This is a genomic window from Paenibacillus sp. JJ-223 (assembly GCF_927798175.1).
In the GTDB taxonomy this organism is placed as follows: Bacteria; Bacillota; Bacilli; order Paenibacillales; family Paenibacillaceae; genus Paenibacillus; species Paenibacillus hubeiensis.
Genome location: NZ_CAKMMP010000015.1, coordinates 70193 through 84925, shown reverse-complemented (window position 1 = coordinate 84925; position 14733 = coordinate 70193). Strand labels below are relative to the sequence as shown.

14 protein-coding genes are annotated in these 14733 nt (G+C 54.9%); 7 read left to right on the top strand and 7 right to left on the bottom strand.

From position 1 onward, the window contains the following. Positions 1–6: 6 nt before the first annotated feature. The 5 genes from L6H98_RS23855 to L6H98_RS23835 all read right to left on the bottom strand — a co-directional run bounded on the left by L6H98_RS23855 (position 7) and on the right by L6H98_RS23835 (position 5522). Positions 7–1044: an iron ABC transporter permease gene (locus L6H98_RS23855; protein ID WP_236420182.1), complete on the bottom strand. Its 1038-nt coding sequence runs from the start codon at positions 1042–1044 to the stop codon at positions 7–9. After that, positions 1044–2015 (bottom strand): iron ABC transporter permease, encoded by a 972-nt coding sequence (locus tag L6H98_RS23850; RefSeq protein WP_236420258.1) that lies wholly within the window; start codon positions 2013–2015, stop codon positions 1044–1046. Before L6H98_RS23850 ends, L6H98_RS23855 begins: the two co-directional genes overlap by 1 nt. 207 nt (positions 2016–2222) lie before the next feature. Continuing rightward, complete coding sequence (locus tag L6H98_RS23845; RefSeq protein ID WP_236420181.1) at positions 2223–3974, bottom strand: AraC family transcriptional regulator; 1752 nt, start codon at positions 3972–3974, stop codon at positions 2223–2225. Between the two features lie 37 nt (positions 3975–4011). Then, positions 4012–4761 (bottom strand): iron export ABC transporter permease subunit FetB, encoded by a 750-nt coding sequence (gene fetB / locus L6H98_RS23840; protein ID WP_236420180.1) that lies wholly within the window; start codon positions 4759–4761, stop codon positions 4012–4014. 14 nt (positions 4762–4775) lie between these two features. Next, positions 4776–5522, bottom strand: a complete 747-nt coding sequence (locus L6H98_RS23835; protein WP_236420179.1) for an ATP-binding cassette domain-containing protein — start codon at positions 5520–5522, stop codon at positions 4776–4778. Positions 5523–5734: 212 nt separating this feature from the next. Here L6H98_RS23835 and L6H98_RS23830 point away from each other — a divergent pair, with 212 nt between their 5' ends. Next, positions 5735–6736: a Gfo/Idh/MocA family oxidoreductase gene (locus tag L6H98_RS23830; RefSeq protein WP_236420178.1), complete on the top strand. Its 1002-nt coding sequence runs from the start codon at positions 5735–5737 to the stop codon at positions 6734–6736. A 360-nt stretch (positions 6737–7096) separates the two neighbouring features. On the opposite strand, the gene L6H98_RS23825 is transcribed toward L6H98_RS23830, so the two are convergent. Continuing rightward, a complete protein-coding gene (locus L6H98_RS23825) occupies positions 7097–7930 on the bottom strand; it encodes a 1,4-dihydroxy-6-naphthoate synthase (RefSeq protein ID WP_236420177.1) in 834 nt (277 codons plus the stop codon). Further along, a complete protein-coding gene (locus L6H98_RS23820; protein ID WP_236420176.1) occupies positions 7927–8706 on the bottom strand; it encodes a futalosine hydrolase in 780 nt (259 codons plus the stop codon). Before L6H98_RS23820 ends, L6H98_RS23825 begins: the two co-directional genes overlap by 4 nt. 379 nt (positions 8707–9085) lie before the next feature. On the opposite strand from L6H98_RS23820, the gene L6H98_RS23815 reads away from it, so the two are divergent. From L6H98_RS23815 to L6H98_RS23790, 6 genes are all read left to right on the top strand, one after another. After that, positions 9086–9475: a GntR family transcriptional regulator gene (locus L6H98_RS23815; protein WP_236420175.1), complete on the top strand. Its 390-nt coding sequence runs from the start codon at positions 9086–9088 to the stop codon at positions 9473–9475. Then, the gene (locus tag L6H98_RS23810) at positions 9468–10370 is read left to right on the top strand and encodes an ABC transporter ATP-binding protein (RefSeq protein ID WP_236420174.1); all 903 of its coding nucleotides are present in this window, start codon (positions 9468–9470) and stop codon (positions 10368–10370) included. Before L6H98_RS23815 ends, L6H98_RS23810 begins: the two co-directional genes overlap by 8 nt. Next, positions 10345–12372 carry a hypothetical protein gene (locus tag L6H98_RS23805; RefSeq protein WP_236420173.1) on the top strand — a complete coding sequence of 676 codons (2028 nt, stop codon included), beginning with the start codon at positions 10345–10347 and terminating at the stop codon, positions 12370–12372. The genes L6H98_RS23810 and L6H98_RS23805 overlap by 26 nt, the downstream gene beginning before the upstream one ends. 290 nt (positions 12373–12662) lie before the next feature. Continuing rightward, positions 12663–13568, top strand: coding sequence for a hypothetical protein (locus tag L6H98_RS23800; protein ID WP_236420172.1), 906 nt, complete (start codon positions 12663–12665; stop codon positions 13566–13568). Positions 13569–13674: 106 nt separating this feature from the next. Then, complete coding sequence (locus L6H98_RS23795) at positions 13675–13869, top strand: hypothetical protein (protein ID WP_236420171.1); 195 nt, start codon at positions 13675–13677, stop codon at positions 13867–13869. Further along, positions 13838–14719: an alpha/beta hydrolase gene (locus L6H98_RS23790; RefSeq protein ID WP_236420170.1), complete on the top strand. Its 882-nt coding sequence runs from the start codon at positions 13838–13840 to the stop codon at positions 14717–14719. Before L6H98_RS23795 ends, L6H98_RS23790 begins: the two co-directional genes overlap by 32 nt. Positions 14720–14733 lie beyond the last annotated feature (14 nt).

Below are 14733 nucleotides of genomic sequence, written 5' to 3'. Positions count from 1 at the left end.
TAGGAATTAACGCGTGCGGACGAGTAAATACAGGAAATAGGGTGCGCCCAGTGCAGCAACGACAATTCCGGCAGGAATCGCATTGGGCTGAAAAAGGGTTCTCCCCACCGTATCGGCTGCGACGAGAATGACCATGCCGATCAATCCGGCAGCCGGAATCAAGTGGCGATGCATCGGGCCGACAAGCCTCCGTGCCAGGTGCGGAGCCGCAAGCCCGATGAAGCCGATGCCTCCCGCCATCGACACGCTGACGGCCGACAAGGCGACCGTGCACAAGAGCAGCCATATGCGCTGGGATTTTACGGCCGTGCCGATTCCCGTGGCGGCGGCATCCCCAAGCCCTAGGGCGTCCAGTGTTTTGGAACGGCTCCAGACGTAAGGGATGCACAGCAAGATCCAGGGGAGCAGGGCGGCGACGTGGATCCAGTCCCGTCCCCAGACGCTTCCCGCCAGCCAGCGAGCCGCGAAGGAGTAGGTGTCCTCATCGAGGCGCAGGGACAAATACAACGTCAGCGCGTGAAATCCAGCCGCAACGGCGATTCCCACCAGAATGAGTTTGATGGGGGATACCCCGTTATGGCGATCATAGGCGAGCAGCATGATGATCAATGCCGAGAGCATGCCTCCCACAAAGGTAAACAGCGGGATCAACAATGCGACAGAGCTGTCCATCGAAAAAGAAAGGCTGGCGAACGCCATCAGGCCCAGCGCTGCACCCGCGTGAATGCCCAGAACGCCCGGATCGGCCAGCGGATTGCGCGTGATGCCCTGCAACGCAGCACCCGCCACGCCAAGACCAGCTCCGGCGAGCACGGTGATCAGAATGCGCGGCAGGCGATAATCGAACAGTACGATATGGTTCGCCTTTGAACCGCCGCCAAACAGGGTTTGCAGCACCGCCAGGGGCGACAGGCGAATCGTGCCCGTGTTCAGGCTGACGATAATGACGACACAGGCGATAGCCAACAGGATCAGGCTGACCGTAATGGATCGTCGTGTGCGCGAAGCGGCGTTCTTTTGGTTTTGATTTTGGTTTCGGTCCACTATAAGGCCCTCCTTTCCTTACGGGCCAGATAGAGGAAAAACGGCACGCCGACAAAGGCGACCATGATGCCTACGGCAAGTTCCTCCGGCGGATTGACGATGCGTGATCCAAGATCGGCCAGCACCAGCAGAATGGCTCCGAGCAGCGAGGACATCGGAATGATGAGCCGATAATCGACGCCAACCAGTTTGCGGGAAATATGCGGGATGACCAGTCCGACGAAACCGATGGAGCCGACGGCGGAGACGGACACGCCTGCCAGCACGACCACGGCGGCGAGCGCAAGCATCCGCGTCCAGCGCAGGCGGATGCCCAGGCTGACGGCAGCCTCTTCCCCGAGGGACATCAGCGATATGCGGCGGGCCAGCGGCATGGTAAGCAGCAGCGTGATCAGCAATACCGGAACGATGAGTTTGACATGCCGCCATTCCATGCCGCCAAAGCCGCCGGCATACCAAAATGCAAGGTCCTGGCTGAGGTCGAAATAGATGGCGATGCCTGCACTCAGGGAGCTGAGCATGGCCGCGACGATGGCCCCGGCCACCGTGAGCCTGATCGATGACAGCCCGCCCGGCGCAGCCGAGCCAAGGATGAAAATAAACAGCGTGCTCAGGACCGCGCCGACAAAGGAAATGCCCATCAGCCAGGCATAAGGCAAGCCGGGCCACAGGGCAAAGCTGAGCGCCACCATAAACGATGCGCCGGCATTGATGCCGAGCACGCCCGTATCCGCAAGCGGATTGCGGGTGATGCCTTGCATGAGCGCACCGGCAACGGCGAAGGCAGCGCCGACGACAGCCGCGGCAATGACCCGGGGCAGGCGCAGCTCATGGATGATCTGATGGGGCGTCAGCGCCGGGTTATATTGAAATATGGCTGCCCACACCGTTTCCAGCGTCAGCGATTTGGCTCCAAGCGAGATCGAGACGAACAGGATCATCAGCAGGACGGCGAGGGCAGACAAGAACATCAGTCCAACCGTTGCCGCATTTCTGGACGAGTTGGGCTTCCGATTTGGCCAAGCAGGATGTTGGATGCGGGTCACTCCTTTGTTGCCAGCACAACGAAGCATTGCTGCTGTTATTGATTATCATTATCAATTAGAGATCATTATAAAATCTTAATTCATGCCCGTACATGACATAAATTAAGATGTTCGGGATGGATATTTTTCAGATTACATAATCGGTGCTTTGCCCGTCAACAGCTGAACGGCCTCATCCAGCTGGAGGTTGATGGAATAAGGAGCATACACCACCCACGAATTCCAATCAATGACATGCACGCGCCCATGGCGTACGGCAGGATGACGCTGCCAGCGCGGATCGGCTGCAAGCTGCTGCAGCACCGCTGCGCGGCCCTGCATGGAGGTGATGGCTACGATCAAGATGTCCGCTTCAAGGCCATCCCATTCGCCGGGGGTAAAGGGCAACCAGTTGAAGCCGACGCCCGGCGGTTTGCCTGCCAGTTCAGCCCGGATTCGATCGGGCGGCGTCAAATGCAGGCTGCGGTAGAACACATGGCCGAAATTGCGGTTGCTGTACATTCGCGGTCCTTTGTCCGTCAAGGTGCAGACGGCTACGGCAGCCTGTCCCCACGTCTCCCGGATGCGTTTGCGGGCGCGCTCCGCCTTGCGGTCATGACGTTCGAGCCATTCCTTTGCGGCATGTTCACGGTCCATGATGCCGGCTATTGTTTGAAGATGGCCGAACATGTCTGTTTTGTTCCAGGGAATGGTGATAATCGGTGCGATGTCCCCGATATGTTCCAGCGCTTTGGCCGCAGCATTGTCCTTGGTCAGAATCAGGTCGGGCTTGACGTCAAGGAAGGCCTGGCGTCCTTGTTCCCAAGGCTCGTGAGCATGGAACGGCAAGGTCAGTGATTTGGGCAAATGGGGCAGCTGCCCCTGGATTTGCGCCGCACAGGGAGTGATGCCGAGCGTTATCAAATGATCCGTATATGGATAAGACAGGGAGACGACGTTTCGATGCACTTGTTTGACATAGATGGTCGGTGCGAATCCCGAGTGGCTGCGGAAGCGGCGGCTGAAATAAAATTCGTCCCGGTATCCGACGCTGCGCGCAACGTCCCGAATGCGCAGGTCCGAGGTCAGCATGAGCTCTTTGGCACGATTCATCCGCAGATGGGTCAGGTATTCAATAGGGTTTTTATGCATCCGGCTTTTGAACAGCTGGGAGTAATACGATGGATGCATGCCTGCAATGTCGGCCAGTTTCTCCAATTTGATCTCGTGCATGTATTGATCTCGCATGTACTGCATCGTGGCATGGAGCCAAGCATCCGGTTGTTCCTGATCGTGAGCAGGGGCATCCGATTCTTCCTGGGCCCACAGCATGCATAACAGATCGGTGATCAGCCGTTGGCGTTTAAATTCACCCAGTTCGGCATTTTCCGCCAATTGGGAGGCGATGCGCTGTATGCCGTAAAAAGGACCCCGAATCCAGCCTTTTACCGGAAAATCGGACTCTCGCTCGTAAGTGCGCCTTGCATCCGTCTTTTCGATTGCACGGAACAGATCGAAAGCAAGCACGAATATCTCTAGTTCTTGGTCCGCATCGCCGATCAGCTTCAGAGGGGCTCCCGGGGGGCAGAGGTAAGCCGATTTGCGGGCGACCGATTGTTCCGCGCCATCCACGATCAGCTTGCCTGCAAATTTATGCAGATAAATGAAAACATGCCGTTCCGGGAAAGGATTGCTCCAATCGATGCCGGAGTCGTTCGCGATGCGTACCGCTTGGCGAAGTTCGATCAGGGCATTGGCCAGGAATGCGTCCAGATCGGGTTGAACCAAGGCTTCCGGCGTACTCTTCGATTCGGTGTGCCGTCTGGATGCATGTGACGAATGGGAAACGGAAACGGCCAATCCGGAGGAATCAGCTCCTAAAGAATCAGGTTGGTTAGTAAACATGAGCGAATCCTCCTCTAGAAAAATGGATGAAAGCCGATTATAGGGAACGCAACCGCATATCGGAAGTGAACCATTGCCTGTATGTCAGCAAACTTAGAATGATGCTGGTAATCGCGGCGGAGCTGGTAAAGGCAAACACGATCAAAATCTGATAACGTACTGCTTCAACAGGGTCGGCGCCGGCAATGATCATGCCTGTCATCATGCCGGGAAGCTGAACGAGACCAACGGTTTTCATGCCGTCGATGGTTGGAATCATGCTTGCTTTGACAGCCCGCTTCAGCACGTCCTGGAAAGCACGTCTGGGGGCAGCTCCAAGAGCGAGCAGCGTTTCGATTTCGCCTTTGGACGTCTCGACTTCGCGTTTCATCTGGTTCAAGAACAGTCCTGCAACCACCATCGCATTGCCGATGGTCATGCCGCTGAGCGGAATGATGTATTGCGGCGTCGGCTCCACGATGTGCAGGCCAAGCAGCAGTCCCATCATAAGCATTTCCGTCACGGCGAGCGAAATGGCAATATGCAGGCCGACCCGTCGTAGTCCTTTGCCGCGTTTGGCAGCATTGAACGAGGCGACCATAATCATGAAAGCGACGATGGCCACGATGAGGATCGGATGATCGGTATTGAATATGAATTGCAGCACATAACCGACAAGCAGCAGTTGAACGGCCGAACGAACCGTGCCCACGGCAATGTCGCGTTCGAGCCCGAGCTTTTGCCATACGGAGACGAGCATGGTAATCATGATAAACACAACCGTGAAACTTAATGCAAAGATGGACATAAGTGCACCACTCCTTAATCTGCCTTCAGGGCGGAATCGGATTGTGAAAGGTATTGCCGGGCAGGCTCCGTTTCCGGCGCGGCAAAGAATCGGGTCGTGGTCTGGCGCTCCAGCAGCGTGTGATTGCCCATGAACCAGACGGTGTCGCTGAAGGAGCGGGCTTGTTCCTGGTCATGGGTGATCCATACCAGCGAAGTTCCTTCCTGCTTGCTCCACCTTGTGAGCTGAGCTTCCACGAGCTTTGCGTTGACCAGGTCCAGAGACGCCGTAACCTCGTCCAGCAAAAGGATTTCGGGACGCAGCAGCAAGGAGCGGATCAGCGCGACGCGCTGCTTTTCCCCGCCCGACAGATCACCGGCCCGCTTGTGCAGATCAAGCCCGGCAAGCCCCATGCCGGCCAGCAGCTCGACGGCGAGTTCTTTTTCGTACGGTTTGCGATGCAGCAGATGCACGGTTTTCAAATTATCCTCCACGCTGCCTGCAAGCATCACCGGTTGCTGCGCGACATACGTCATGCGCATGCGCCAGTTTCGGGGATCGGAGGCGCGATAGGAGATGCCATTATACAGCATGTCGCCTTCGCTGGGCGCGTCAAGCAGGCCGAGGATGCGAAGCAGCGTGCTTTTCCCTTGACCGGAAGCGCCCAGTACAGCGATCCGTTCGCCTTGATCGATCGCGGCCTCAACGCTGCTGAACAGAAGGCGCTGCTCTTCGGTGCCGATCACTTTGGCCAACTGATGGATGGATACTAATGTAGACAAGCCGCATACGTCCTTTCCAACATGATGTTAATCATCTTAGCAAAAATGATGAGCAATGAAAATCGCCGTCCGTGACGGCTTCGGAAAGCAACTGCAACAAAAGGTTGTTTTTGGTAAGATAAAGGGGAGTCGTCTTCGACTTGTGCCATAAGGGGTGGAATCATAATGTTGAACATCCGTATTTCGATGATCCATGACAAGGAGGATATATCATGACAGACACGGCCGGACGAAATCAAGTAAATTGGGGCATTATGGGTACAGGCTGGATTGCTTCCCAATTTGCGAAAGATCTTGCCCATGCGGGAAATGCGGCAAAATATGCCGTGGCTTCGCGCTCGGAGGAAAGTGCAGCCCGATTTGCGGGAGAGCATGGATTTGAACGCAGTTATGGTTCGTACAACGAAATGCTGCAGGACCCGGAACTGGATATCGTTTATGTCGCGACGCCGCATCCGTTTCATAAAGAAAACGTGCTCGCCTGCCTGGAAGCCGGAAAAGCGGTGTTGTGCGAGAAGCCGTTCACGATGAATGCCCGCCAACTGGAGCAGCTGGTTGAAACGGCGCGGGAGAACAAGCTTTTTCTTATGGAAGGCATGTGGACCCGTTTCCTGCCGCCCGTTGTACAGGCTAAACAATGGATTGCCGAAGGGAAGATCGGCGAGGTACGCCTCGTAAAGGCTGATTTTGGTTTCCGGATCGGCTGGGAACCGGAGAGCAGGCTGCTTAATCCGGATTTGGGCGGAGGCGCTTTGCTGGACGCTGGCGTGTATCCGGTTTCATTTGCGTCGATGATTTTTGGCGAGCAACCACAGAATGTGTGGAGCACGGCCCATATCGGCGAAACCGGCGTGGACGAGCAGTTCTCGGTGTTGTTGTCCTACCCGGGCGGGCGCTCGGCTTCGCTGAATGGCGCGGTGCGGCTCAACCTGAGCAATGAAGCGGTCATTTACGGTACCGAGGGTTACATTCGTTTGCCATTCTTCCTTGCAGGCAAAGAGGCCTATTTGCACCAGACCGGTCAGGACGAACCGAAAACGTTTAAAGATGATCGGACTTGCATCGGTTATGCTTTCGAGGCTGAGGAAGCCGGTCGCTGCATCTTGGAAGGGCGCACGGAGAGCACGGTCATCCCGCTGGAAGAATCGCTGGAAATCATGAAGCTGATGGATACCATTCGCGGTCAATGGGGATTACGTTATAAATTTGAGTAAATGTCGGGTGCGAAGTGCACGCAGACGGTAGTCATGAGTTTTGAAATGAGTGCTGGGGTTGCTCCATTTTTGAAGTGGACGCAGTTCCAGCACTTGTTTTATAAATCAGAGCTCTAGCGAACCTCAGACACCTTATTTTGCAGATTTTCAATGATGAAAATGGCTAACGAACCTCGGACACCTTATTGGAGACAAAATGAGCAATTCGGACCCGAATTCCGGTTAATAGGGTGTCTAAAGTTCGTTAGAAATAATGTTGGCGAAATGCGGCCAAATAAGATGCGTCAGGTTTGTTAGAATATACAACGTTTATAGGAAAGGGCTGGAGTGACCACTTATGTCATTCCAGCCCCATTTTGTTTAATTGCGCAGCAGATTTAGATCAAATTCGGGAACAAGCCCTTCCTTCATGGCCCGCCCAAGCAGGGCAGTGATCGCGCCGTAACCGTCCTCGCCCAGGTTGGCGCTGAACTCGTTCACGTACAGGGCGATATGCTGGGCAGCGACGTCGGGGTCCATCTCCTGGGCGTGCTCCATGACGTATGCCTTGGATGCCTCCGGATTGGCCCAGGCATATTCGACGGAAGCACGAGCCCATCCGGCCAAGGCTTGCACATCCATGCCGCGGCGCGCAATGATGGCGCCGAGCGGAATCGGCAGGCCTGTATCGCTCTCCCACCAGCTGCCGAGGTCTGTCATCAGTTTCAGCCCGTACGTTGGATACGTGAAGCGGGCTTCGTGGATGACGAGGCCAGCATCGATCTGGCCGTCGCGGACTGCAGGCATGATCTGGTCGAACGGCATGACGACGATTTCGCCGACGCCGCCGGGAACATTCTGTGCCGCCCATAACCGGAACAACAAGTAGGCCGTTGATTTTTCGCTCGGAACGGCAACGCGGCGTCCGGACAAGTAGGCCGGATCGGTTGTTCCGTTTGCGGTCAGCACGAGCGGTCCGCAGCCTCGGCCAAGCGCGCCTCCGGCAGGCAGCAGGGCATACTCGTTCAGCACGTATGGCAGCGCGGCGTAGGAAATTTTCAATACGTCCGGGCCGCCTGGATTGGCAGCCAGACCGTTGGTGATGTCGATATCGGCATAGCGGACGTCCAGCTCGGGCGCGCCCGGAATCAGGCCATGCACCCAGGCATGGAAAATGAATGTGTCATTGGGACAAGGGGAAAAAGCGATCTTCATGATGTAAGTACCTCCCTGAGAATGGAACTGGCGGTTTGGAGCGCATCCAGGGCATCCTTGATGCGCCATGCGTCACGGTCGCGCGGGCCGACCGCGTTGGAAATGCCGCGCAGCTCGAGCACGGGGATGCCGAACCGCGCGGCCGCCGTAGCCACGCCGAAGCCCTCCATGCCTTCGGCGGCGGCATCCGGCACGCGGCGCAGCAGCTCCGCGGCCATTTCGGCCGTCCCGGTCGCCGTGGATACGGTGACCGCGGTGCCGCCGCTGGCCGCGTGCCCCGCACGCTCCAGCGCCTGGCGCAGCCGGGCGGCGAGCGCAGCGTCCGCCGCCACCATGGACGAGCCGAATCCGAGCTCGTCCACGCTGAGGAAGCCGTCTGGCGTCTGCGAGCCCAGATCGGCTGCAACGATGGCGTCGGCTACCACGAGGGAGCCGACGGCGGCCCGGCCGGGAAAGCCCCCGCCGATGCCCGCGCTAACCACCAGCGCATAGGGCGCCGGTGGGTTAGCGGTGTCGGTCGGGCTGCCCGGTCCGGGCACTGCTGCCGCGGCCGGCGAAGCATAGGCCAGCGCAGCGGCAGTGCCCGCTGCGGCGGAGGCGGGGCCGACCCCCGCAGCGATCACTTCGAAGCGCGCGGCGGCGTTGTCGCCCAGACCGCGCAGCACGGCCTCCTTTTCCGCGTCGACGGCGGTGACGATTAATACGCGGGGCACGGAAGCGCCCGGTGCTTGAGCGGTTTGTCCTATATGAGTCGAAGCTTCATTTGACGAATTCATCGATGGTTCTCCCTTTTAGACTGAAATAGTCGTATTTGGACAGTACACGTCATGCCAGTGCATGTCCTCTTCTCCATATTAACGGAATCCAAAAGCGGAGAACAACCTTGAAGCGTATGAAATTCCATGGCATTCCTGCCAATCCGCACAAATGGCGAACCTAGTCAAAGTAAAATGTTATGTTACTTTATTCATATTCAATCTTAAAAATAACGCGATTCCGATGAGAAGTCAAAAGTTAAGGTTGACATACTGTATGGGGTGTACTAATAATAATAGTACAGTTAATACACTTGAATCGTATCCATCCAATCCGGCTCTGAATTCGGCAGCAGCATTGGGTGTAGGTGTATTACCTATTTCAGAGAGGAGGTGCGGGATGTTCGAATTGGATGTGCGCAGCCGTAAGGCGATCTATGAACAGCTGGTCGATAAATTCAAAGAAATGATCGTATACGGCGTTCTCAAACCCGATGAGCAGCTTCCTTCCGTGCGCAGTCTGTCGACCGAACTGACGGTGAATCCGAATACGGTCCAGAAGGCTTACCGGGAGCTGGAACGCGAAGGTTTCATATACTCATTGCAGGGAAAAGGGAGCTTCGTATCATCGTCCGTGGAACATCCGAATACAGCCATGAGGGATGAAATCAGAGCGTCTTTGGTAAAACTGATCGCCGAAGCCAGCTATGCGGGCTTGACCAAGGCGGATATTGCGCTTCTATTCCAGGAGGCCATGGCCCGGATTGAAAAGGGGGAGCCGAATGATTGAACTGAATCAGGTCATCAAGGCATTCGAGCATGAGAAGGCCGTTGATGGCGTAACGATGCAGGTACATAAAGGATCGATCTACGGACTGCTCGGTTCCAACGGCGCAGGCAAAACATCCCTGCTTAAAATTCTGGCAGGCATTTATCGCCAGGATCACGGTACGGTCCGGATCGACGGCAGGGAGATTTATGAGAATCTGGACCTGAAGGATCGCGTCATCTTTATGGCGGATGCTCCCTATTTCTTTCCCCAGTCTTCGATTATGCAGATGGCTTCCTTCTACCGCAGCGCGTATCCGCGTTGGAACGAGGAGCGCTTCGAACAGCTCGGCCATGTATTCAAATTGGACAGGAAACGCAAGCTGCACCGCATGTCCAAAGGCATGCGCCGCCAGGCCGCTGTCTGGCTCGGACTCAGCTGCATGCCTGACGTTCTCCTCATGGACGAACCGATCGACGGACTTGATCCGGTCATGCGGCAGCAGATCAAAAACCTGTTGTTCCAGGAAGCTGCGGAGCGTCAGGTGACCATACTGATTTCATCCCACAATTTGCGCGAAATCGAGGACCTGTGCGACCATGTTGCCATCATGCACAAAGGCCGCATCATCGTGGAACGCGATTTGGACGACCTCAAGGCCGACACGCACAAAATACAGGTGGCTTTCCGCGATCCGGCACATGCCGATGCGCTTGACGGGCAGCTGGAGATTTTGCACGAAGAGAAACGCGGCAGCGTCTCGCTGTTTATCGTCAAGGGGAATCGCGACGAAGTGACGGCCAGCTTTCGGGCGTTCGAGCCGTATCTGCTGGATGTGCTGCCCTTGACGCTGGAGGAAATATTCATTTATGAAATGGAGGATGCGGGGTATGACATTCAACCGATTGTACTTTAACCGGGGCATCCTGATCCAAAATTTCAGGCAGCACGGCTGGATCGGCATTTTATATCTGTTTGCGCTGCTGTTTGCCGTGCCGCTTCATATTGCCACGGAATACAGGGAGGTGCCGCAGGAGATCGCAAGCCTTTTCCTGGTCAATGGCGAGGCGCAGCTGTTATTTGCGATCACTTTTCCGGTTGTTGCCGGACTGTTTATTTTCCGGTATCTGCAATCCGGTGGACCGGCGGATCTGTTCCACAGCCTGCCTTTGCGCCGCGAGCATCTGCTTACGGTTAATCTGTTCAGCGGGTTCATCCTGCTTCTGGTGCCGATCTGGTTGACCGTGGGCATAACAGGGTGGGTGTGGGCCGCGCAGGCGGAACCGGCGTTTATTTTTGGCGGTGCAGAGATATGGATGTGGGGCCTGAGCATGACGATTTATACCCTGTTCATGTTCATGTTGACCGTAGCGATCGGCATGTGCATCGGGCAAACGGTCCTGCAAGGCCTTACGGTATATGCCATTTTGTTGCTGCCCGTCGTCGTTTGGGGCGTTTTCGAACTTCATTTGCAGCATTATCTGCTTGGTTTTCCGAGCGAAGCCATCGGACGTTACGCCGAAAAAATATCGCTTGTGACACGGGTGGCTTCGATCAGCAGCGTTCCCCCGTACACGATTGAACTGACGATATACGGAATTCTAACCGTTATATTCATTTTGCTCAGCTACGTGTTATATGCACGCAGGAAAGTTGAATCGGCTACGCAAGCTGTGACGTTCCGGATCGTGAAGCCGGTATTCCGTTTCGGGTTCATGTTCACGCTGGTGCTGATCGGTGGAGCTTACTTTGAAGTGATCTCTCCTGAGGGCTCATCCGGTTGGGGTATCATGGGATACGTTCTAGGCGGTATTGTCGGTTATATTGGAGCCGAAATGATTATTCGCAAAACCTGGTTGATTTGGGACACAAGGCTTCTGCCCCAATTTGCCGTTTACGGCATCGTGGCAGGACTGATTCTGTACGTGCCGGTCGCCGACTGGAACGGTTATGCTTCCAGAGTGCCTGAGCCTGAAAAGGTTCAGAGTGTCAAGCTTGGCGGGGATTATTACGTTTATGTAGACGGCGTGTATCTGAAAAGCGATGACAGCCACTTATACTCCGATAATCCGGAATATATTGGCGCCGTCCTGGCACTTCATGAAAAAATCGTTACGTCGGATCTTCCGCTGCCGGCCAACTCGTCGAGCATGGATCGTCTCCGTGATGAAACGGTGATGATCAATTACCAATTGGATAACGGCAAAACCATGCAGCGCAAATACCAGATTCCCGAAGAGGAATTCAGGCAGGAATTGAAGGCGATCAAAGAGACCGACGAGTATAAACGCGTCGCGTATTCTACCGATTTGCTGGATGGGGACGTGCGAAGCATCGGTTTGAGTTCCAACGTCAGCGGAAACCGCAAGGCCTATATCAGTAATCCCGGACAGATCCGCGAATTCAAGGCCTTGTTGAAGCAGGATGTCCTGAATCAGACTTATGACGATCAGTTAACGCCATGGAGTCCAAAATTCAACGTCGAGGTTTATGCACTGTCCGACGCTTCATCCATAAACCAGCAGGTACCCATGACGTATTATGAAATTAAGCCGAGTTACAAACAAACCATCGAATGGCTGAAGCAGCATGGGCAGTACGAACAACTTGAGGTATCCCCCGATGAAATTTCGTCCGCGCAATTTGTGAAAGAGGAGATCAACAGTCCGGGCAAGTTCAAATGGGTGTATGCAGAGGAAAACTTTATGAATGGAAGTCCCGATGGCAGCAAGCAGGTCGCGACCAATAACAAAAAGATCATCGGCGACTTGCTGGAGCGCCAGCGTTCGGCATTTTATACCGATCAGGACGTCGTCTACCACATCAAGCTGAACGTCGATCGGGGCGAGAGCATCTACATGATGCTCAAACAGGAAGATTTGACCAAGGAAATGAAAGAAATCTTGGCTGAGCAGTAACCCATGAAGGCTCCGGGAAGGGTTCTCCCGGTCATGGGCTGCTCCAACCAGGCTTGACTGCAAGAGTGGTATGGAATATATTAGAAAAAGATGATCGTGATTCGCCGCCAAACAAATATGAAGGCGAATCACGGCAATGAACGGCTTATGGGGAAGCACCCGTATGACACAGGTAGTAATCACACACCTGTCATGCGGGTGTTTTTTTGTTGTTTAATACTGCCGATTCATTGCAGCTGGAGCAATTCATGCTCCCATTTCAATACTTCTATCGGGGAGGACGAGAGCTAATGAAAACGTTGAACGGGAATGCACGTACGGCTGTATCGAATCATCGCTCAATCAAGGGCAAGGAGGCGGGTAAACCGCGTGTTCGCCGCATGATTACCGTCTGCGCGGCATGGTTTGTGCTGTTTGGCCTGACGATGTTCGTTTGGCCGCCCACCGGTGCCGAGGCTTCGGGGCTTGAGCTGAGCCCGACCTATCAGAAAGCGTGGGACAAAGTGCTTGGACAAGCGGATGCAAAGACGAGCACGGCCTTGAAGGAAGCATACGGGCATGCGGGAATGTGGGTAGCCCGGAAACAGGCATGGGAGCAGAAAATCAAGGTGCTCCATGCCGCCAATGCAGCCGAGGCAGATCGGTTGCGTTTGGCGATCCGACAAACGGATGCAGCCAAACTGGACGGACTTCTAAGCGAGGTGAAGCAAACAGAAGCACGTTACGCCCCGATGTTCAAGCTATATGAAACGCTTAACAAACAGCTTAAGGCAGCCCGTGCGGCAAAGAACAAGGAGTGGACCGCTGCCATCCGGACACAGGTGGAGAGCATGAAACCGGTCGTGCAGCTGGCAAGACAGGACATTCGTGGGAAGAAACAAAAACTGGCCGATGCACGCAAACAAAAAAATGCAAAAATGAAACAGCTGCGAAGCGGGCTTGCGAGCGCCGACACCGTCAAAAAACAGATTCAAACGGCCAAACGGCAGGCAAGCTCTTCCAAGGAACGGTACTCCAGCGCCCTGCAGAGGTTGAAGCAGACGATGAAGACAGGACAGGCTGCCCGAACATTAACCGATGCCAAATCATTGGCCACCGCCGCTGAGAATTGGTCGGGCTCGCAACAGCGGATTCATGAACTGGAGCTGAAGGTGACGGCTGTTTACCAGAAGGTAAAACAGCAGTTAAGTTCTTGAACGATACGCTGCAGAAGGCGAAGCGAAGAAGAACAGATGTGACCGCGGAAACCTAAGGGGCTGCCTGTGCGTAAACAACTTTGAATGTTAAGGAACGCTTCAAGGAATGAATTGGGGTGAAGCTTTTGCAGTCAAAGTTGAAATCGAGTCCACGGGATCGGCCTATGTTTGCAAGGAAAATGCTTTGGCTTCCGGCATTGGTTTTGGCATTGTTCGCATTGGGACTCTGGGCTATGGGACACATCACACCGAAGGTAAATGTTTTTTTGATGAAGTCTGTTATGCGCCTTGCCTCGCCTGACCATGGATTGGATGAACGCTTCATGAAAGGAGCGGGTGTTTCACGCTTGCAAGATGTCGTTTATGGGCAAGAGCATGACAATAGCACGCTCGACGTGTATTATCCAACCGAGGCGAAGAAGCGGCTGCCCATCGTTGTATGGATCCATGGCGGCGGCTGGGTTATGGGGGATAAAGGACAGATTGCCCATTATGCAGCGGAACTGGCGAAGCGGGGTCACGTCGTCGTCAGCATGAATTACGCACTGGCGCCCCAAAAAAAATATCCCTCGCCTGTCATGCAGGCCAATCAGGCGCTTGCTTACGTGAAGGAACATGCAGCCGAGTTTCGCGGCGATGCATCCAAACTGTTCTTGGCCGGCAATTCTGCGGGTGCGCAGATCGCCAGCCAGATGGCAGCCGTGATCACGAACCCGTCCTTGGCCAGGTTGATGGATATTCATCCCGCCGTTGATGCGGAACAATTAAGAGGGGTGCTTCTGTACTGCGGTCCGTACAATCTGAGCACGGTCGGCAAAACCGGATTCCCGTTCATGCGCACGTTCCTGTGGTCGTATACGGGTATGAAGGATTACGAGGAATATCCGCGCTTGAACGAGATGTCCGCGGTATTGCAGGTTACGAAGGATTTTCCGCCTGCATTTATTACATCGGGGAATAAGGACCTTTTGACGGTTCAGTCGGTCGAGCTTGCCCAAGTGTTGAAACGGCTGGAAGTGGAGACCGAAACGCTCTTTTTTTCGGCTTCAACGGCCAAGCTGGGCCATGACTATCAATTTGCGCTGGACACGGCCAGCGGCAAACAGGCATTGCACGCCGCAGCGCGGTTTATCGAGAAACATAGCCAATGAATGCGCGATGCCTT

What these genes read in the sequence shown, in the direction of transcription:
- L6H98_RS23850 (WP_236420258.1), bottom strand. Translation starts at nt 2,015, where the DNA reads ATGTTCTTGTCTGCCCTCGCCGTCCTGCTGATGATCCTGTTCGTCTCG.
- L6H98_RS23825 (WP_236420177.1), bottom strand. Translation starts at nt 7,930, where the DNA reads ATGAAGATCGCTTTTTCCCCTTGTCCCAATGACACATTCATTTTCCAT.
- L6H98_RS23800 (WP_236420172.1), top strand. Translation starts at nt 12,663, where the DNA reads ATGAAAACGTTGAACGGGAATGCACGTACGGCTGTATCGAATCATCGC.
- L6H98_RS23790 (WP_236420170.1), top strand. Translation starts at nt 13,838, where the DNA reads ATGAAGTCTGTTATGCGCCTTGCCTCGCCTGACCATGGATTGGATGAA.
- L6H98_RS23830 (WP_236420178.1), top strand. Translation starts at nt 5,735, where the DNA reads ATGACAGACACGGCCGGACGAAATCAAGTAAATTGGGGCATTATGGGT.
- fetB (WP_236420180.1), bottom strand. Translation starts at nt 4,761, where the DNA reads ATGTCCATCTTTGCATTAAGTTTCACGGTTGTGTTTATCATGATTACC.
- L6H98_RS23845 (WP_236420181.1), bottom strand. Translation starts at nt 3,974, where the DNA reads ATGTTTACTAACCAACCTGATTCTTTAGGAGCTGATTCCTCCGGATTG.
- L6H98_RS23805 (WP_236420173.1), top strand. Translation starts at nt 10,345, where the DNA reads ATGACATTCAACCGATTGTACTTTAACCGGGGCATCCTGATCCAAAAT.
- L6H98_RS23815 (WP_236420175.1), top strand. Translation starts at nt 9,086, where the DNA reads ATGTTCGAATTGGATGTGCGCAGCCGTAAGGCGATCTATGAACAGCTG.
- L6H98_RS23810 (WP_236420174.1), top strand. Translation starts at nt 9,468, where the DNA reads ATGATTGAACTGAATCAGGTCATCAAGGCATTCGAGCATGAGAAGGCC.
- L6H98_RS23795 (WP_236420171.1), top strand. Translation starts at nt 13,675, where the DNA reads ATGAATTGGGGTGAAGCTTTTGCAGTCAAAGTTGAAATCGAGTCCACG.
- L6H98_RS23820 (WP_236420176.1), bottom strand. Translation starts at nt 8,706, where the DNA reads ATGAATTCGTCAAATGAAGCTTCGACTCATATAGGACAAACCGCTCAA.